The 20,698-nt window shown below is 70.0% G+C and carries 2 protein-coding genes; one reads left to right on the top strand and one right to left on the bottom strand.

The genetic code is table 11. The annotated features are described in order from the left end of the window. Positions 1-6 precede the first annotated feature (6 nt). Positions 7-849 (top strand): serine O-acetyltransferase, encoded by an 843-nt coding sequence (gene cysE, locus AZOLI_RS26895; protein WP_014189812.1) that lies wholly within the window; start codon positions 7-9, stop codon positions 847-849. A gap of 180 nt (positions 850-1,029) precedes the next feature. Here the strand turns inward: cysE and AZOLI_RS26890 are convergent, their stop codons facing one another. Further along, the gene (locus AZOLI_RS26890) at positions 1,030-20,676 is read right to left on the bottom strand and encodes a calcium-binding protein (protein WP_014189811.1); all 19,647 of its coding nucleotides are present in this window, start codon (positions 20,674-20,676) and stop codon (positions 1,030-1,032) included. Positions 20,677-20,698 lie beyond the last annotated feature (22 nt).

The following is a 20,698-nucleotide window of genomic DNA, read 5'->3' as shown; positions in this document are numbered from 1 at the left end:
GGGGTGATGGCGATGGACAGCCTGGACGTTGCAGTGCGGGAGGCGGCGGAATCGGTCGAACAATCGCTGTGGCGCCGCCTGCGCGCCGATGCCGCCCGCGTCGCGGAGGAGGAAAGCGGCCTCGCCCCCTTCCTGTATGACGCGGTGCTGGCGCGCGACGGCTTCGGCCCGGCGCTGGCGGCGCTGCTGGTGCGCAAGCTGGCCGACCGCGCCATGCCGGAGGACCGGCTGGCCGCCGTTGTGCGCGACGCCATGGAGTCCGACCCGGCCATCGTCGACGCCGCCGCCGCCGACCTCGCCGCCATCCTGGCGCGCGACCCGGCCGCCGACGGCTGCCTGACGCCCTTCCTCTATTTCAAGGGCTTCCACGCCCTGCAATGGCACCGCGTGGCAAACTGGCTGTGGAAGCGCCAGCGCCACGACCTCGCCCATTTCCTGCAGAGCCGCGTGTCGGAGGCCTTCGCCGTCGACATCCACCCGGCGGTTCCGGTCGGGCGCGGCGTCTTCATCGACCACGGCACCGGCGTGGTGATCGGCGAGACCGCGGTGATCGGCAACGACGTCTCGATCCTGCAGAACGTCACGCTGGGCGGCACCGGCAAGGAACATGGCGACCGCCACCCCAAGGTCCGCGACGGCGTGCTGTTGTCGGCCGGGGCCAAGGTGCTGGGCAACATCACCATCGGCGCCCACGCCAAGGTCGGCGCCGGCAGCGTCGTGCTGAAGGACGTCCCCGGCTGCGCCACCGTGGCCGGCGTGCCCGCCAAGGTCGTCGGCTGGTGCCGCGACGAGCCGGCCCCGGCACTGACCATGGACCAGAGCCTGCAGCAGGGCGATTACAGCATCTGACCCTCTGGCGGCCCGAGCCGGCCTTTCTCATTGCGTCCGGAACCGTAGCGACGGCGGTCGACCGGAGCCCGCATCGACCGCAGCCCGCTGGGCCTCGCCCCCGACGCGGCATCGACGCCGGGGGCGGTGGCCCAGGTCGATGCCGCGCGCGTGCCGTGGCCTATGGATTGTCCATGCCCGTCACCGCCATGCGGCTGTGATGGCATGATCGACGGACGGATAGAGATCGGGCTCGATGCTCATCGTCCCGGCTTCTGGCGGGGCAAACCCTGCCATGGCCTGAACCAACCCCGCCACCATGGAATCCAGCAGCACGGCCCCGTCGGCCGTCTCGATGCTATCCATGTGATGCTCGGCGCCGCTGTACCAGTCGGCGATGGTCACCTTGTCCGCCGTGCCGACCACCTGCACCTCCAGGTCGTTGCCCGTCTTGGTGAACCACAGCTGGCGGGCGTCGATCCCGGCCTCGAACACCAGCCGGTCGGTGCCGATGTCGCTGTCATTCTCGACGATGCGGTCCCGGCCGTCTCCGCGACCGAACCGGTAGACATCGTCGCCCAGCCCGCCGCCCAGCGTGTCGTCCCCGGCCCCGCCGCTCAGCGTATCGTCGTTGAGGACCGATCTGGACACCACGACGCTGTTGGAGGCGAAGCCGACGATGTCGGCACGCCCGTCGCCGTCGACATCGGCGGTCTGCCGCGGATAGGTGTTCTGGGTATTCCAGCCACCATAGCCATAGTCGTCGGTGCCCTGGCGAATCCGGCTGAAGGTGCCGTCCGCCTGACCGAACGACACGTAGGCCCCGTTGCTGGCGAAGCCGACGATGTCCATCCGGCCATCGCCGTTCACGTCCGCCAGTTGGCGGGGATACTGGTCCTGGGTCGTCCAGCCGCCCGTGTACTTGGTGTAGTTGTCGCTGTAGGCGACCTTCATCGGGGCGAAGGTGCCGTCGGCCCGGCCACGGGCGACGAAGACCTGATTGCCACCGAAACCGACGATGTCGGCCATGCCGTCGCCATCGACGTCACCCAGAAGACGGGGATAGTCATTGTTGTTGGTCCAGCCATAGCCGGTCGTGAAGCTGCCGTTGTAGGCGAGAGTGACGGACCCGAAGGTTCCGTCCGCCTGCCCCAGCGCGGTCACCACGCTGGTGCTGGAGAAGCCGACGATGTCCGCCCGGCCGTCGCCGTTCACATCCCCGAGCAGGCGGGGATATTGCCCCATGCTGGTCCAGCTCGTGCCGGAGGTCAGAGTCCCGCTCAGCGCCGTCTGCGCGGTCGCGAAGGTTCCATCCGCCTGCCCCTGGGCCACCCGCACCACGCCGCTCGCGAAGCCGACGATGTCCATCCGGCCGTCGCCGTTCACGTCGGCCAGTTGCCGGGGATTGACGTTCTGACTGTTCCAGCCGCCATAGGTGGGCGTGAATTCCCCGTTGTAGGCGACCTGAACCGGTCCGAAGCTGCCGTCCGCCCGCCCCAGGGCGATCTGGACCGACGTGCTGGAGAAGCCGACGATGTCCGCCCGGCCATCGCCGTTCACGTCGCCGAGCAGGCGGGGAACATGATCCTGCGTGTTCCAGGTGACGGAGAAGGCGCCGCTGAACACCGTCTTCATCGTATCGAACATGTAGGTGCCGCTTCCCGCCCCGGCATCGCCGACCAGACTGTCGTTGCCGTCGCCGCCTTCCAGCACATCCCGTCCGGTGCCACCCACCAGCGTGTCGGCGCCGGCCCCGCCGGAAAGCCGGTCATCGTCGGCGTCGCCTGCAAGCACATCGTTGCCGTCACCGCCCTCCAATGTGTCCTGTCCTGCGCCGCCCACCAGGATATCGACGCCAACGCCGCCGTCCAGGCTGTCGTCACCGTCGCCGCCCGACAGGCTGTCGTTGCCGCCGCCGCCCAGCACGGTGTCGTTGCCGGCCTCGCCATAGGCGACGTCATTGTCGCCTGAGCCGGCAAGGTCGTCCCGGCTGTCCAGCAGGTCGTCACCGTCGCCGCCCGATAGTCTGTCGCTGCCGGTGCCGCCCACCAGCGTGTCGTTGCCGCCGTAGCCGGCCAGCACATCCTTGCCGCCCTGCCCGTCGATCCGGTCGCCGTTGACATAGCCGGCCAGAGCCTCGTCACCGTCGCCGCCGACCGTTTCCAGCCGCAGTGCGGAATCGGACAGCAGCACCTCCGTTCCGTCGTGGAAGCGGACGGTCTGCAGATAGTTGGCGCCGTCTCCCCCGCCGCTGAAGCGGTTGGAGATGACCACCTGTTCCGGCCGGTCGCGGAAGCGCAACACCAGATTGTTGTCGAATCGCGCAAAATAGAGCTGGTCGGCCGCGAAGCCTTCGCCGAACAGCAGCGTGTCGTTGCCGCCGCCGCCCAGGACGGTGTCCCGGCCGCCGTCATAGACGACCAGATCGTCCCCGGCGCCGGTGTCGATGGCATCGTCGCCGGCGCCGCCCATCAGGGTGTCGTTGCCGGCATCGCCAAAGAGGATGTCGTTGCCGTCGCCGCCGAACAGGCGGTCGCCGTCGGCCCCGCCATAGAGCGTGTCGTGACCCAGGCCCCCCGAAAGCTCGTCGGCACCGGCATCGCCCATCAGATAGTCGTTGTCCGCCCCGCCATCGAGGCTGTCGGCCCCGTCGCCGCCGAACTGGGTGTCGTTGCCGGCACCGCCCTCCATCGTGTCGTCGCCGGTGCCTCCCATCATGGAGTCGGTCCCGGCCAGCCCCTCGATCCGGTCGTTGCCGGCATCGCCATAAAGGGCGTCGCCGCCGCCGCCGCCGCGCACGGTGTCGTTGCCGTCCTCGCCATAGAGGCTGTCGTGGCTGGCGTCGTCGTCGCTGCTGTCGATCAGGTCGTTGCCGGCCCCGCCGCGGACCAGATCCCATCCCGCCCCGCCATACAGGCTGTCGTCGCCGCCATAGCCGTGGATGGAATCGTCGCCGCCGCCGCCGCGGATGGTGTCCGATGCGGCATAGCCTTCCAGCGTGCGGGCGGTCGCATCGTCCCGGGTGTCGATGACGAGGCCCGGATCGCTCAGGTCGACGGTTCGTCCGTCGGCGAACAGCAGCGTCTGCAGGTAGTTGGCGCCGTTGCCGGCTCCGCTGAAGCGGTTGGCGACGACGATCCGGTCGGGCTTGCCGTCGAAGCGGACATGCAGGTTGTTGCCGTAGCGTTCGAACCGCAGGTCGTCGCGGCTGAAGCCGTCGCCGAAGGACAGCGTGTCGTTGCCGCCGCCGCCGACCACCGTGTCGGCACCGCCCTGGTAGAGCACGAGGTCGTCGCCCGCCCCCGTCACGATCCAGTTCGCGCCGGCACCGCCGGCCAGCGTGTCGTTGCCGTCCTTGCCGTCCAGCGTATCGGCATCGTCGCCGCCGGACAGCATGTCCGCGCCGATACCGCCATCCAGCGTGTCGGCCCCGGCCCCGCCGGCCAAGATGTCGTCGCCGGCATCGCCGGACAGGTAATCGTTGCCGTCATCGCCATGAAGGGTATCGTCGTCCGCCCCGCCGTGCAGGCTGTCGACGCCCGCCCCGCCGCTCAGGCTGTCCCTGCCGGCATTGCCCTCGATGCTGTCGTTGCCAGCGCCGCCCAGGATCAGGTCTTCGCCGTCGCCGCCATGGAGCGCATCGTTGGCGGCACCGCCATAGAGCGTGTCGTTGCCGGCCTCGCCATAGGCAACGTCGCCGCCGGCCGTCTCGTCCCGGCTGTCGATCAGGTCGTCGCCGTCGCCGCCACGCATCTCGTCGGCGCCGGCGCCGCCATACAGCGTGTCGTTGCCGCCATAGCCATAGATAGCGTCGGTGCCGCCGTTGCCGCGGATCACATCGCCGACGTTGTAGCCCGCCAGCTCATGCCCGACGTCGCTGTCGCGGGTGGCGATCGCCAGATCGGTGCGTGACAGGTCCATCGTACCGCCGTCGGCGAAGCGCAGGGTCTGCACATAGTTCGTCCCCTCGCCGTTGCCGACCGCGCTGAAGCGGTTGGCGACGACGATCCGCTTGGCCAGGTCGTCGAAGACCAGGTGCAGATCCTTGCCGAAGCGTTCCAGCCGCAGGCCCGCCTGGGTGTAGTCCTCGCCGAAGACCAGCTCGTCGTTGCCGCCGCCGCCGACGATGGTGTCGGTGCCGCCTTCGTAGAGGATGCTGTCATTGCCGGCGCCGCCGTCGATGGTGTTGGCGCCCGCGCCGCCCGACAGCGCGTCGTTGCCGGCCCCACCATACAGCGTGTCGTTGTCGGCGCCGCCGGACAGGCTGTCGGCACCGTCGCCGCCTTCGAAGTAATCGGCGCCGGCACCGCCCGACAGCGTGTCGTTGCCGGTCCCGCCATACAGCGCGTCGTTGCCGTCCCCTCCGGTCAGCAGGTCGTCGCCGGCATAGCCATAGAGGGTGTCGTTGCCGCCGCCGCCATCGATGCTGTCGTCGTCCTTGTAGCCGTACAGGGTCTCCGCCGCCGCCTGCCCATGGGTTTCCATCACGATGGTCTGGGCCGACAGGTCGATGGTGCGTCCATCCGCGAACTTAACCGTCTGTACGAAATTCGCGCCGTCGCCGTCGCCGCTGAAGCGGCCGGCCAGGACGATGCGGTCGCCGGTGTCGCGGAAGATCAGGTGCAGGTCGGTGCCGATGCGCGAGAGATACATCTGCTCCAGCGTCAGCCCGGCTCCCAGTTCGAGCGTGTCGTTGCCGCCGCCGCCGGCGATGCTGTCCACACCGTCACCGGAGATGAAGCGGATCAGGTCGTTGCCGGCCCCGCCGTCGATGGCGTCGTTGCCGGCCCCGCCGTCCAGAGTGTCGTTGCCGGCCTGACCGTAGAGATAGTCGGCCCCGGCGCCGCCGAGGACGGAGTCCGCGCCGTCCTCGCCATAGAGGTAATCGGCGCCGCCGCCGCCGTCGATCAGGTCGTCGCCGGCCCCGCCATAGGCGACGTCGATGCCGCCACCGCCGTAGAGGGTGTCGGTACCAGTACCGCCGTAGGACAGGTCGTTGATGCCGGCGGCGTTCGGGTCGTCACGGTTGTCGATCTGGTCGTTGCCGGCGCCGCCATGCATTTCGTCGGAGCCGGCTCCGCCGAGGATGGTGTCGTTGCCGGCGCCGCCGAGGATGGTGTCGTTGCCGCTGTCGCCCGTCAGGCTGTCGTCGCCCTGGCCGCCGCTGAGCGCGTCGTTGCCGGCGCCACCCGTCAGAGAGTCGTTGCCGACAGGTTCGGTCGCGGATGGGGAGGGCAGGAGGGAATTCAGCCCCCATACGCCTGCAGCGTAGGACTCCCAAACATAAAACCCGGCAGCGACAGGATAGCCATCGACCTCAATGCCGGCGATGAACACGGCCGTGCTATGCCTTTCGCGTCCATGCGTATAATCGTACACACTGATGACAAGCTGACTTGCCTGACTGATATCCCTTAACGTGAACTTATAATCCCGCAGTTCTCCATTATAAATCGTTTCAACCCGATAAGGACTGAGATGCGAATAATGGACGTAGACCGTCTCGTCCATAATCACCCGACCATCGAGAGTGACGATGGTTCGGGGCCAATTTCCACTGACACTGTGTCCACCCATTCGAATCCGAATGGTGATCACCTCATTCCCAGTGGGAGAAATACCATCGCCCCAAAGGCGGTCCTCGCCGTTTCCGCCCGCAACGGTATCATTTCCACCACCGCCGAAAGCCAGATCGTTGCCCTCCCCGCCATCGACGATGTCTGAGCCATCGCCACCATCCAGCAGATCGTGATCGGTTCCGCCTGTCAGCGTGTCGTCGCCACCATAACCGTAAACGGTGTCGTTGCCGGCCTGTCCGTCGAGGGTGTCGCCGACATTGTACCCCTCCAGCTTGTCGCCTCCAGCGCCGCCGATCGTCTGGATCACCAGATCCTTGCGGGTCAGATCCTCCCGCGATCCATCGGCGAACAGCAGGGTCTGCGCATAGGCCGCACCGTCGCCGGCGCCGTTGAAGCGGTCCTTGACGATGATCTGATCCGTCCGGCCGGTGAAACGCACATAGAGATCATTGCCGAAACGGGAGAAATAGAGCGCAGCCTTGTCGAAGGACTCATCCAGTTCGATGACGTCGCTGCCGCCGGTGTTGTAGACGATGTCCTGGCCGCCATCGAAACGGATGACGTTGCTGCCCGTTCCGCCATAGAGGGTGTTGTTGCCGGCCCCGCCGATCAGCGTGTCGTCGCCGGCATCGCCATAGAGCGTGTCGTCCCCCTCGCCACCGTCCAGCGTGTCGAGGCCGTCGCCGCCCTCCAGCCGGTCGACACCGGTGCCGCCGATCAGCGTGTCGTTGCCCGCATCGCCATAGAGCGTGTCGTTGCCGGCCCCGCCATCCAGCGTGTCGTTCCCGCCATAGCCATGGATCGTGTCGTTGCCGTCCACGCCCTGGATCAGGTCGCCGACATTGTAGCCCTCCAGCTTTTCCGACGCCGTGGTCGCCAGGGTTTCCAGCTTCAGCGTCGGATCGGTCAGGTCCACCTCCTGCCCGTCGGCGAACAGGATGCGCTGGACATAGCTCGCCCCATCGCCGGCCCCGTTGAAGCGGTCCTTCAGAACGATCTCGTCGGCCGCGCCGCGGAAGCGCAGATACAGGTCGTTGCCGAAGCGGGCGAAATAGAGGTCCTCCCGCCTCAAAGCGGTGCGGATCACCAGAACGTCGTTGCCGCCCTCGTTGGTGATGGTGTCGCGCCCGCCGTCATAGCGGATCACATCGTCGCCCAGCCCGGCCAGGACGGTGTTGGTGCCCGCCCCGCCTTCCAGAGTGTCAGCGCCATCGCCGCCCTGAAGGTTGTCGTCGCCGCCGCCGCCTTGCAGGCTGTCGTTCCCGGCGTTGCCCTCCAGCCAATCGTTGCCGGCATTGCCCTCCAGCCGGTCGTCGCCGTCTCCACCGGCGAAGGTCTCGCCCGCATCGCCGCCCAGGATGGTGTCGTTCCCCGCCTCGCCATAGGCGACATTCAGCGCGGCGCCGGTGCCGGTGTCGTCCCGGTTGTCGATCAGGTCGTTGCCGTCGCCGCCGTAATACTGGTCTTTACCGGCGCCGCCGGTCAGCGTGTCGTCGCCGGCCCCGCCGGTCAGGCTGTCGTTGCCGTCGCCGCCCTGCAGCAGGTCGTCGGCGTCGGCGCCCTCCAGCCGGTCGTCGCCCGCCCCGCCGATCAGCGTGTCATTGCCCGCATCGCCATAGAGCGTGTCGTTGCCGGCCCCGCCATCCAGCGTGTCGTTCCCGCCATAGCCGTGGATGCTGTCGTTGCCGCCCACGCCCTGGATGAGGTCGCCGACATTGTAGCCCTCCAGCGTCTCCCACGCCGCGGTCGCCAGGGTTTCCAGCTTCAGCGTCGGGTCGGTCAGGTCCACCTCCTGCCCGTCGGCGAACAGGATGCGCTGGACATAGCTCGTCCCATCGCCGGCGCCGTTGAAGCGGTCCTTCAGAACGATCTCGTCGGCCGCGCCGCGGAAGCGCAGATACAGGTCGTTGCCGAAGCGGGCGAAATAGAGGTCCTCCCGCCTCAATGCGGTGCGGATCACCAGAACGTCGTTGCCGCCCTCGTTGGTGATGGTGTCGCGCCCGCCGTCATAGCGGATCACGTCGTCGCCCAGCCCGGTCAGGACGGTGTTGGTGCCCGCCCCGCCTTCCACCGTGTCGGCGCCGTCGTCGCCCTGAAGATAGTCGTTGCCGTCGCCGCCTTGCAGGCTGTCGTCGCCGGCATCGCCGTACAGCGTGTCGTTGCCGACGTCGCCGGTCAGGCTGTCTGCCCCGTCACCGCCCTGCATGTAATCGTTGCCGCCGCCGCCGAGGATCAAATCGTCGCCCGCACCGCCATACTGCAGGTCGGCATCGTCTCCGCCTTCCAGCGTGTCGTTGCCGTCGCCGCCTTCCAGACGGTCGGCCCCGCCGCCGCCGTTCAGACGGTCGTTCCCGGTTCCGCCGAACAGCACGTCGTTGCCGGTGCCGCCAGCCAGCAGGTCGTCGCCGCCATAGCCACGGATGGTGTCGCTGCCGCCCAGGCTGCTGATGGTGTCGTTGGCGTTGTAACCCTCCAGCGAGTCGTTGAGTTCGCTCGCCACCGTTTCCAGCACCAGGGCTGGATCGGTCAGATCGGCGCGGTCGCCATTGGCGAACAGCACGGTCTGGACATAGCTCGACCCGTCGCTGTCGCCGCTGAAGCGGCCGGTCAGAATCACTTCGTCGCTGCGATTGCGGAAGCGCAGATACAGGTCGTTGCCGAAGCGGGCGTAATAGAGATCGGCCTTGGTCAGCCCGCCGCCGATCTCCAGCACGTCGGCGCCGCCTTCGTTGGTGATGGTCTCGCGCCCGCCATCGAAGCGGATGGTGTCGTTGCCGGCCCCGGTCGACAGGGTGTCGGTGCCGTTGCCGCCCACCAGCGTATCGTCGCCGTCGCCGGCCCGCAGGCTGTCGTCGCCGTCACCGCCCTCCAGCAGGTCGTTGCCGTCCCCGCCATCCAGCGTGTCGTTGCCCGCCCCGCCGGTCAGACCGTCATTGCCGTCGCCACCCGACAGGAAGTCGGCGCCGTCGCCACCGGACAGGGAATCGGCTCCCGCCTCGCCATAGAGGCTGTCGTTGCCGGTGCCGCCGGAAAGCAGGTCGTTGCCGATGTCGCCATACAGGGCGTCTGCTCCGTCGCCGCCCTCCAGGACATCGTCGCCGCTGCCGGCATAGAGGCGGTCGTTGCCGCTCCCGCCGTCCAGGCTGTCGTTGCCGGTATAGCCGTGAATGGTGTCGTTGCCGCCCTGGCCGAGGATGATGTCGCCGACATTGTAGCCTTCCAGCGTCTCGCTGGCGTCGGTCGCCACCGTTTCCAGCGCCAGATCCTGCGCTGTGACGGCATAGTCCGTGCCGTCGGCGAAGCGCAGCGTCTGCACGAAGCTGGTCCCGTCGCCCGCCCCGCTGAAGCGGCCGGTCAGGACGATCTGTTCCGCCGAATTGCGGAAGCGGATGTAGAGATCGTTGCCGAAGCGCGCGAAGTAGAGGTCGGCGCGGGCGAAGCCCGGCCCGATCTCCAGAATGTCGCGGCCGTCCTCGTTGGCGATGGTGTCGCTGCCGCCGCCGTAACGGATCAGGTCGTCGCCGGCACCGCTGTAGAGCGTGTCGTTGCCGGCGCCGCCGGCCAGCGTGTCGTTGCCGTCCCGGCCATAGATGGTGTCGGCACCGGTGCCGCCGTCGATGCTGTCGTTGCCGTCCTCGCCATCGATGCTGTCGTTGCCGCCGCCACCGTCGATGCTGTCGTCGCCGGTACCGCCAAGGATGACATCGGATCCGCCGCCGGCCAGGATGGTGTCGTTGCCGTCGCGGCCCAGGATCACGTCCCGTGCGCCATCGGTGCCGGGATCGTCGCGGCCGTCGATCAGGTCGTCGCCCATCCCTCCGTCGATCGAGTCCGATCCGGTGCCGCCGATCAGCGTGTCGTTGCCGGCATATCCCAGGATCGTGTCGTTGCCGGCCGTTCCCTCGATCCGGTCGCCGACATTGTAGCCCTGCAGGTATTCACTGGCGTTGGTCGCCACCGTCTCCAGCGCGATGTCGGTGCGGGTCAGCTCGAAACTGCTGCCGTCGGCGAAGGCCAGCCGCTCCACGAAGCTGGTTCCGTCGCCCGCCATGTTGAAGCGGCCGGTCACCACGATCTCGTCGGCCGGCCGGCCGCGGAAGCGGATGTGGAGATCGTTGCCGAAGCGCGCGAAGTAGAGGTCGCCGCGGCCGATGCCGGGACCGAACTCGATCCGGTCGAAGCCGGCGCTGTCCAGGATGTAATCGCGGCCGTCGCCGATGCGGTAGACATAGACGTCGTTGCCGGCGCCGCCGTCCAGCGTGTCGTTGCCGATGCCGCTGATCAGCGTGTCGTTGCCGCCGCCGCCGCTCAGCCGGTCGTCGCCGTCCTGGCCCAGCATCACGTCTTCGGTGGCCGTCCCGGTCAGCAGGTCGCCGCTGCCGCCGCCCAGCACCGCCAGCTCACCCAGCGGCATGGTCGTGCCGTCGGCAAAGTTCAGCCCGGCCAACCCGCCGGTGCCGTCGCTGGCGGAGAAATGATTGACGATGCGGACCTGCCGCCCGGTGGCGCGGACCTGCACGATCAGGTCGCCGCCGGAGCGCGTCAGCACCACGTCCTTCCAGTCGAGGCCGCTGGGCATCCCCACGATGTCGCCGCTGCCGGGGAACACCATCAGGTCGGTGGCGATGTTGTCGAAGCGGAAGACCGACGGCCCGTCGCCGCCGATGAAGACGTTGCCCGCCCCCAGATTCCACGGCGCGCCGGCCGAGAAGGTGACCTGATCCAGCTGGTTCCGGAAATGGTTGACCACCAGCACGTTGACCGTGCCGTCGGCCGACAGGATGCGCAGGTCGTCATGCTCGCGCACCAGCCGCAAATTCGTTGGGGGAATGCCCGCGGTGAAGGCCAGCCGGTTGTCCTCGCCCGCCGGGTGGATCGTCACCGGGCCGCTGTTGGTCGCCACGCTGTAGCTGTTGTTGCCGAGGCTGCCGATCAGGATGCCGTTGCCGGCGACCGTCCAGTTCTGCCCGTCCGCATAGGCGACGGTGGCAAGGCCGGAGCCGCTGCCCGCCACCCCGGTGGGGCCGAAATGGTTGACCGCCACCAGATCGATGCTGCCGTCGTCGGTGAAGATGTGCAGGTTGACGCCGTCCCGCTCCATCCGCACCAGCGCCGGATCGACGCCGGGACCGAAAGTCAGCCGGTCGGTGCCGCCGCCGGCGAAGATGTATTGCCGACCCTGGCCGGGAAACACGGTGAAGTCGTCCGTCCCCTGCTGGCCGAACATCACGTTCTCGCCGAAGACGTCCAGCGTGACGCCGCCGCTGAAGGTGATGGCGTCGAGCCCGCGCGACAGGCCGTCGGTGGGTGCGGTGAAGTGGTTGACCACGCGCACCGTGCGCCCGCTGCCGATGAAGACCACGACCAGATCGACGCCGTCCTGCCGCAGGGTCACGTCGCCGGGCGAGACGTCGGGGCCGAAGTCGATCTGGCTGCCGCCGCCGCCGGCATGGATGATCTGGCTGGCCGGCCCGGTCCTGCCGATGGTGAAGCGGTCGCCGCCGCCGCCGCCGATCAGCGTGTAGGGCGACGACAGGTCGAAGGTCCGTCCGTTGGGGAACTCCAGCTGGCCGACGCCGCCGAAATAGTTGAGGACGGTCACCACCTGCTGCGTGCGGTCGATGAAGATCTGCAGGTCGGAGCCGGTGCGGATCAGCCGCACCTCCGTGCTGTCGATGTCGTCGAAGACCACGCGGTCGCCGCCCTCGGCATAGATGGTCTTCGACCCGCTGTCCTCGCCGACCAGGAAGACGGTTCCGCCGGGGCTGCCGAACAGCAGCCCGTCGCCGGTCAGCGGCAGGACGGAGCCGTCGGGACGCTGAAGCGACTCCATCGGCGTGCCGGCGAAATGGTTGACGATGGTCAGCGCGTCCGCGGTGCCGTCGATGGTGATGCGCAGATTGTCGCCGACGCGCGCCACGCGGATCTTGGATCCGTCCACCGTGTCGACGAAGCGAAGGGTGTCGTCGCCGATGCTGTCGGGATAGACGATGACGTCGCCCATGCCGCGCTGGATCACGAATTCGTCATGGCCGGTGCCGCCGATCAGCACCCGGCCGCCCTGGATGTTCCAGGTGGTGCCGTTGTCGAAGACCAGATCGCCGATGCCGTTCATGGCGAAGTGGTTGACGACGATCATCTCGTTCGGCTGGCCGACGATGCTCAGATGCAGGTCGTTGCCGACACGCACGACGCGGGTCTTGCCCGGGTCGGCGTCGATGGACAGACGCTGGCCGGGCGCACCGGGATAGATGAACATCGGACCCGCGGGGATCGTTTCCGCCCCGGCGCCGCTGATGAAGACGTTGGTGCCGGCAATCGGCCAGACGACGCCGTTGGGGAAGACGATCTCGGGGATCGTCACCACCCCGCCGGTGGCGAACTGGTTGACGATGGTCATGCTGTCGGTGCCGGCGGTGACCCGCAGGTCGTTGCCGACCCGGGTCAGCCGGACGGTGGACGGGTCGACGCCGGGCGCCACCTCGATGCGGTCGCCGCCTTGGCCGCCGCCGCCATAGATCACGACATTCCCCATGCCGGGCGACAGGACGAAGCGGTCGGCGCCGTCGGTGCCGATGCGGGCATTGGGGCCGCCGACCGTCCAGACCTTGCCGTCGGCGAAGGCGATGTCGCGCGCCTCGTTGCCCAGGAAGTGGTTCAGGACCTTGACCGAATCGCTGCCGTCGCGCATCACGATCTCGAGATCGTCGCCGTCCCGCCGCACCAGCGTGTTCAGGCTGTCGAAGCCGGTGCCCAGCCGCAGGCGGTCGCTGCCGCCGCCGGGGAAGAGCGAGACGTGGCCGATGCCGGGTTCGGCGGTGAAGGTGTCGGTGGCGCTGGTCCCGACCATCAGACTGGCGCCCCAGATGTTCCAGGTGTCGCCGTCGATGAAGCGCAGCGTGTGAACCCCGCCGCTTGCCCCGCCGGAGAAGTGGTTCAGCACGGTCAGCTTGTCGGGCAGCGTGCGCAGGCCGATCACCAGATCGTCGCCCACCCGCTGCATGGTGACGCTCGCCTTGTCGATGCCGGGACCGATGACGATCCGGTCGTTGCCGCCGCCGGGCAGGATCGACATGGCGCCGCTGCCCACCGTCAGGGTGTAGCTGTCGTCGCCGGCCCCGCCGATCAGCATGGCCGGATCGGACAGGTTCCAGAAACGCCCGCCGGCATAGACGTTCTCGAGCAGCGACGCGCCCCAGCCGCTGGCGAAATGGTTCAGCACCGTGACCTTGTCCGCCGATCCCTTCACCGAAATGACCAGGTCGTCGCCCTGGCGGGTGAAGCCCAGCGCGGCGGCGCCGATGGTGGAGGCGACGTTCAGCGTATCGACGCCCTTGCCGGCGAACAGCGTGACGGCGCCGTCGCCCGGCTTGAAGGAGAACACGTCGCCGGTGTCGCCGCCGATGCGGAACCCGGTGCCGGGATCCAGCGGCCACACCGTGCCGTCGGCGAAGCTCAGGCTGCGCAGCACGCCGTTGCCGGCGCCCGTGCCGTTGAAGTGGTTGAGCACCACCACCCGGTCGGTGCTGCCGGCGATCTGGATCGCCAGCTTGTCGCCGTCGCGGCGCAGAGCCACCTGCGACGGGGCGATGCCGGCCGCCAGGACCAGCCCGTCGCTGCCGCCGCCGGTCGCCAGCACGCGCTCTCCCAGCCCGGCGCCCAGCTCCACGCTCTCGTCGGCGGCGGTGCCGGCGATCAGGCGGGTGTTGTCGATGGCCCATTCGGTGCCGTCGCCGAAGCGGATCGTCCGGTAGCCGTCCGGATCGCCGTCGAAATGCTGCTCGATCAGCCAGGACGCGCCGCTGCCCTCATAGGACAGGCGCAGGTCGTCGCCCTCGCGGCTCAGCCGCATGCGGTCGGGATCGATGGTCGTCGCGAAGGCGATTGTGTCGGCCCCGGCGCTGCCGTAGAGCGTCGTCTGCCCGCCATCCAACCCGAACACCACGCGGTCGTCGCCGCCGCTGCCGATCACCACGTCGCTGCCGCGCACGCGCCAGCGCGTGCCGTCGGCCAACTCGACCGCCTCGACCCCGCCATTGCCGGCGCCGGCCAGCGCCTCCGCCGAGAAATGGTTGAAGAGCAGCAGCGAGCGGTCGGTGCCGGCGATGCGGATCTCCAGGTCGTCGCCCTTGCGCGACAGGCGCAGGTCGTCGGCGGTCACGTCGTCACCGAAGCGGATGACGTTCACGCCGGCATCGGCATGCAGGCTGTGGCTGCCGAACCCCGGTTCGATGGCGACGGTGTCGTCGCCGGTGCTGCCCAGCAGCAGGTCGTCGCCCCATACCGGCCAGACCACGCCGTCGGCGAACTCGATCCGGCGGACGCTGCCGTCCCCCGCCCCGGCGGCGCCGTTGGCGGCGAAATGGCCCATGATGGTGACGCGGTCGCGGGCATAGCCGTCCTCGCCGGCCGGACCGCCCTGGGCGTCGAACAGGACGTGGAGGTCGTCGTCGATCCGCACCAGATGCGCGATCTCATGCCGGAAGCCGGCGCCGAACCGCACCGTGTCGTCGCCGCCCTCGCCGAACACCACCACATGGCCGACGCCCGACGGCGCGGTGAGGATGTCGTCTCCCGCCGTGCCGGTGACCAGGAGGTCGCCGAACATCCGCACGCCATCCTGGACATAGATCGTGGTCGTGCCGCGGCTGTACTGGTTGTAGAGGACGGAGCCGACGGTCTCGGCACCGCCGCGCTTCCAGCCGGATTCCTTGAAGGTCACCAGGTCGTCGCGGTTGCCGGTGACATAGAGCGGCGCGCCGCCGGTGTCGGCGAGAATGCCCTGCTCGTTCAGGATCAGGACCTGGCGGCCGGAATGGGAGAGGTCGATCGTCTCCAGGCCGTGAACCCCGCCGGCATCGGCGCCGGTCACCACCAGCCGCTCCCCCTCGAAGCGCAGGGTGTCGAAACCGCTGCCGCCGTCCAGGCTGGCGAATCCGTCGTCCAGCACCCGCAAGGTGTCGTCGCCGGCCCCGCCGGACAGGCTGTCGGCGCCGCCGCGGCCGTCCAGATAATTGGCGGCGCCGTCGCCGGTCAGGCTGTCGCCGAGCCCGGTGCCGATCAGGGTCTCCACCCCGTCCAGACGGTCGCCCTCCGCATGCCCGCCGCGGCCGATGCCGGTGGCGAGGTTGACCGACACCGCCGCGTCGGACGCCGAATAGTCGGCGGTGTCGATCCCAGCCCCGCCGCTGAGCGTGTCGGCGCCCGTCCCGCCGATCAGGGTGTCGTTGCCGCCGCCGCCGCGCAGGCGGTTGGCTTCGCCATCGCCGGTCAGCCGGTCGTCGGCGGCCGAGCCGGTCAGGTTCTCGATCCCGGTCAGCACGTCGCCCGCGGCATCGCCGCTTTCCGCCGTCCCGTCGGCAAGGCTGACCGTCACCCCCGCCGCCGAACCGGTGTAGTCGGCGGTGTCCGATCCGGCGCCGCCGGTCAGCGTGTCCGCACCCGCGCCTCCACGCAGGGTGTTGTCCTGCCCGTCGCCGGTCATCAGGTCGGCGCGGGCGGAGCCGATCAGGTTCTCCACCCCGATCAGCACATCCCCCTCCGCCGTGCCGCCAAGCCCGGTTCCGGCCGCCAGATCGACCGTCACCGCCGCCCCGGACGCCGAATAGTCGGCGGTATCGCTGCCGGCGCCGCCGATCAGCGTGTCGGCGCCGGCACCGCCCAGCAGCGTGTCGTTGCCGCCCGCCCCGTCGAGGATGTTGGCGCCGCCGTCGCCGGTCAGCCGGTCGCCGAAGGCGGAACCGGTCAGGTTCTCGACGCCGGTCAGCCGGTCGCCCTGGGCGTCGCCGCCTGAACCGGTGCCGCTCGTCAGGCTGACGGACACCGCGGCGGCCGAGGCCAGATACTCCGCCGTGTCGATGCCGTCGCCGCCGATCAGCGTGTCGGCCCCGCCCAGCCCGGCCAGCGTGTCGTTGCCGCCGCGCCCGTCGAGCCGGTTGGCGTTCGCATCGCCGGTCAGCCGGTCGTCGTGATCGGAACCGGACAGGTTCTCGACCCCCGTCAGCACGTCACCCTCGGCATCGCCGCCCGAACCGGTGCCGGCGGCGAGGTTCACGTCGACGCCACCGGTCGAAGCCGCATAATCGGCGCTGTCGATTCCGTCGCCGCCGATCAGCGTATCCGCCCCGGCGCCGCCGGACAGCCAGTCGTCCCCGCTGCCGCCGTCCAGCCGGTTGCCGCCCGCGTCGCCCGACAAGCTGTCGGCGGCGGCGGAGCCGGTGACGTTCTCGATCCCGGCCAGCCGGTCGCCCTCGGCATCGCCGCCGGAACCGGTGCCCGCCGCCAGATCGACGGTGACGCCCGCACCCGACGCGGCATAGTCGGCGGTGTCGGTCCCCTCGCCACCGGTCAGTGTGTCGGCGCCGCCCAGCCCGGCCAGCGTGTCGTCGCCCGCACCGCCGTCCAGCAGGTTGGCGTTCGCGTCACCGGTCAGCCGGTCGTCATGGGCCGAGCCGGTCAGGTTCTCGATCCCCGACAGCAGGTCGCCCTCGGCGTCGCCGCCGAGACCGGTCCCGGTCGACAGGTCCACCGCCACACCCGCGGCGGAGGCCGAGTAATCGGCAAGGTCGATGCCGTCACCGCCGACCAGCGTGTCCGCCCCGCCCAGCCCGGCCAGGATGTCGTCGCCCGCGCCGCCGTCCAGCCGGTTGGCGTTCGCATCGCCGGTCAGCCGGTCGTCATGGGCGGAGCCGGTCAGGTTCTCGATGCCCGTCAGCAGGTCGCCCTCGGCGTCGCCGCCCGAACCGGTGCCGGCGGCGAGGTTCACGTCGACGCCACCGGTCGAGGCCGCATAATCGGCGCTGTCGATTCCGTCGCCGCCGATCAGCGTATCCGCCCCGGCGCCGCCGGACAGCCAGTCGTCCCCGCTGCCGCCGTCCAGCCGGTTGCCGCCCGCGTCGCCCGACAAGCTGTCGGCGGCGGCGGAGCCGGTGACGTTCTCGATCCCGGCCAGCCGGTCGCCCTCGGCATCGCCGCCGGAACCGGTGCCCGCCGCCAGATCGACGGTGACGCCCGCACCCGACGCGGCATAGTCGGCGGTGTCGGTCCCCTCGCCGCCGGTCAGTGTGTCGGCGCCGCCCAGCCCGGCCAGCGTGTCGTCGCCCGCACCGCCGTCCAGCAGGTTGGCGTTCGCGTCACCGGTCAGCCGGTCGTCATGGGCCGAGCCGGTCAGGTTCTCGATCCCCGACAGCAGGTCGCCTTCGGCATCGCCGCCGCTGCCGGCGCCGGCCGCCAGATCGACCGTCACGCCGGTATCGGAGGCCGAATAGTCGGCCGTGTCGGTCCCCTCGCCGCCGACCAGCGTATCCGCGCCGCCGGCCCCGGCCAGCAGGTCGTCGCCAGCCCCGCCGTCCAGGAGGTTGGCGCCGCCGTTTCCGGTCAATCGGTCGCCATGGGCCGAGCCGATCAGGTTTTCGACGCCGGTCAGCCGGTCGCCCTCGGCATCGCCGCCGGCCCCGCTGCCGGCCGCCAGATCGACCGTCACGCCCGCGCCGGACGCCGCATAGCTGGCGGTGTCGATGCCGTCGCCGCCGTCGATCAGGTCGGCCCCGCTGCCGCCGTCCAGCAGATCGTCGCCGGCCCCGCCCGACAGGCTGTCGTCGCCGGCCCCGCCGGCCAGGCTGTTGTCGCCGCCGTCGCCGGCCAGCGTGTCGGCGCCGCCGCCGGCCAGGATCGTCTCGACGCCGGAGACATGGTCGGCCATCCAGCCGCCGTGACGAACCTCGCCGCTTTGCAGATCGATGGAGATCGCGCCGGTTTCCGCCGAATAGTCGGCGATGTCGATGCCGTCGCCGCCGATCAGCACGTCGTTGCCGCCGCCGCCCTTCAGCACGTCGTTGCCGGCACCGCCCAGCAGGGTGTCTGCGCCCAGCCCGCCGGCCAGCGTGTCGTCGCCGTCGCCGCCGTCGAGATGGTCGCCGTTGTAATCGGCGCCCACCGTCAGCCGGTCGTTGCCGGCGCCGCCGATCAGCGTGTCGCTGCCCAGGCCGCCGTCCAGCGTGTCGTTGCCGGCCCCGCCGTCGAAACGGTCGTCGCTCCACACGCCTTCGCCGTCCGTCACCAGATCGTCGCCGTCGCCGGCAGCCACCACGTCCCGGCCGCCGCCGCCGACGATGGTGTCGTACCCGCTGCCGCCCTCGATGCTGTCATCGTTCTCGCCGCCGTCGATCCGGTCGTCGCCGGCCCCGCCGCGGATGCTGTCGGCACCGATGCCGCCGGCGATCAGGTCGTTGCCGCTGCCGCCGTCCAGCGTGTCGCCCACGTCGCCGCCCAGCAGCGTGTCGTTGCCGCTGCCGCCATAGAGTCGGTTGGCGTCGGTTCCGCCGTCCAGCAGATCGTCGCCCATGCCGCCATGCAGCAGGTCGGCGCCGCTGCCGCCCAGCAGCGTGTCGTTGCCGGTTCCGCCGTCCAGCGTGTCGTCCTCGCTGCCGCCGTCCAGCGCATCGTTGCCGGAGCCGCCGAACAGACGGTCGCTCTGCGATTCGCCGCGCAGCGTGTCGGCACCCGACCCGCCGCGCAGGGAATCCTCGCCCCAGTCGCCGGTCAGCACGTCGTCGCCGGCACCGCCCAGCAGCGTACCGCCGCCGCCGCCGCTGCCCAGCGTGTCGTTCCCGGCCCCGCCGTCGAGAGTCTCGGCCTGCCAGTCGCCCGTCACCGCATCGTTGCCGCCGTCCTGCGCCTCCGCCGCCTCCAGCGCCCGTTCCTCGGCCGGCGACAGCCCGTCGATGTCGGCGGCGCCGTCGTTGCGGGTCGCGGTCACGCCTATGTGGAAGACCCGGTCGGTGGCGAGGCCCCCGGCATCGGTAGCGCGGACGGTCACCGCATGGGCGGGAGCCTGCGCATAGTCGAGGTCGGCCCCGGCGGCGACCGACAGGACACCGGTCGCCGCGTCGATCGCGAAGCGGCCGCCGGCATCGTCGGCCAGGCTGTAGGTCAGCGCCTCGCCGTCGGGATCGCTGCCCCGCGCGGTGCCGACAACCGTCCCGGCAGAGGCATCCTCGGCGATGGCCGCACCGTCCAGCGTCACGGCGGACGGGGCGTCGTTGACGCCGTCCAGCGTGACGGTGACGGTCTGCGCGGTCACCCCGCCCCGGCCGTCCGACACGTCGATGCGGAAGCTGTCGGTGCCGGCATAGTCGGCGTCGGGCCGGTAGGTGAAGCGGCCGTCGACCTCCAGCACCAGCCGGCCATGCGCCGGACCGGCGCCGACGCCGTAGGACAGAGCGTCGCCGTCGGGGTCGATTGCGCCGACCGAGCCGGTGACCGGCATGTCCTCCGTCCCGGTCAGCGCCTGATCGGCGGCGACCGGCGCGCGGTTGGGCGCCGCGACGACCATCCCGGCCAGATCGGCCACCGCCACCGGCCGGCCGTCGACCGTCACCTCCAGTGCGTTCCAGTTGTTGGCGTCCACCCGGATCGCCTGACCGGTGAAGACCTGTCCGTCGTCGCCATGCAGACGGATGAAGTCCGCCAGCTGGACGAGGTCGGCCGCGACCGCGGCGGTCACCTGGTTGGCGGTCAGCGCCACGCGCAGCCGGTCATAGCCCGCCCCGCCGTCGAGCGTGTCGTTGCCCGCCTGATCCGACAGCACATGGTCCAGCGTGTCATCGCCGCCGCCAGCGCGGACCAGATCGGTCCCGGCGCCGTCGGCCAGCCGGTCGGCGCCCATTCCGCCGGTCAGCGCATCGTCGCCGTCGCCGCCGTCCAGGGAATCGCCGCTGTAATCGTCGCCCACCGTCAGCCGGTCGTTGCCGGCCCCGCCGATCAGCGTGTCGCTGCCGTAACCGCCTTCCAGCGTGTCGTTGCCGGCCCCGCCGTCGAAGCGGTCGTCGCTCCACACCCAGGCGCCATCGGTCACCAGATCGTCGCCGTCGCCGGCTGTCACCACGTCCCGGCCGCCGCCGCCGAGGATGGTGTCGTTGCCGCTGCCGCCGTCGAGGGTGTCGTCGTTCTCGCCGCCGTCGATGCTGTCGGCCCCGTCGCCGCCGGAGAGCAGGTCGTTGCCCGTCCCGGCGGAGATCGCGTCGTTTCCGTCGCCGCCGTCCAGCGTGTCGTTGTTGCTGCCGCCCAGCAGCGTGTCGTTGCCGGCGCCCCCGAGCAGGCTGTTGCTTCCGGTCCCGCCGTCCAGCCGGTCGTTTCCGTCGCCGCCGTCCAGCCGGTCGTCGCCGTCGCCGCCCTGCAGCGTGTCGTTGCCGGCCCCGCCGCTCAGCGTGTCGGCGCGCCAGTCGCCGGTCAGCAGATCGTCGCCGTCGGTGGTCACGGTGCTGGTCATCGGCTTGTCCTCCGGAAATGTC

The sequence above is a fragment of the Azospirillum lipoferum 4B genome (assembly GCF_000283655.1).
Taxonomy (GTDB): Bacteria; Pseudomonadota; Alphaproteobacteria; order Azospirillales; family Azospirillaceae; genus Azospirillum; species Azospirillum lipoferum_C.
Note: the sequence above shows the minus strand (reverse complement) of the source record. Positions and strands in the feature narration are given on the sequence as shown.

What these genes read in the sequence shown, in the direction of transcription:
- cysE (WP_014189812.1), top strand. Translation starts at nt 7, where the DNA reads ATGGCGATGGACAGCCTGGACGTTGCAGTGCGGGAGGCGGCGGAATCG.
- AZOLI_RS26890 (WP_014189811.1), bottom strand. Translation starts at nt 20,676, where the DNA reads ATGACCAGCACCGTGACCACCGACGGCGACGATCTGCTGACCGGCGAC.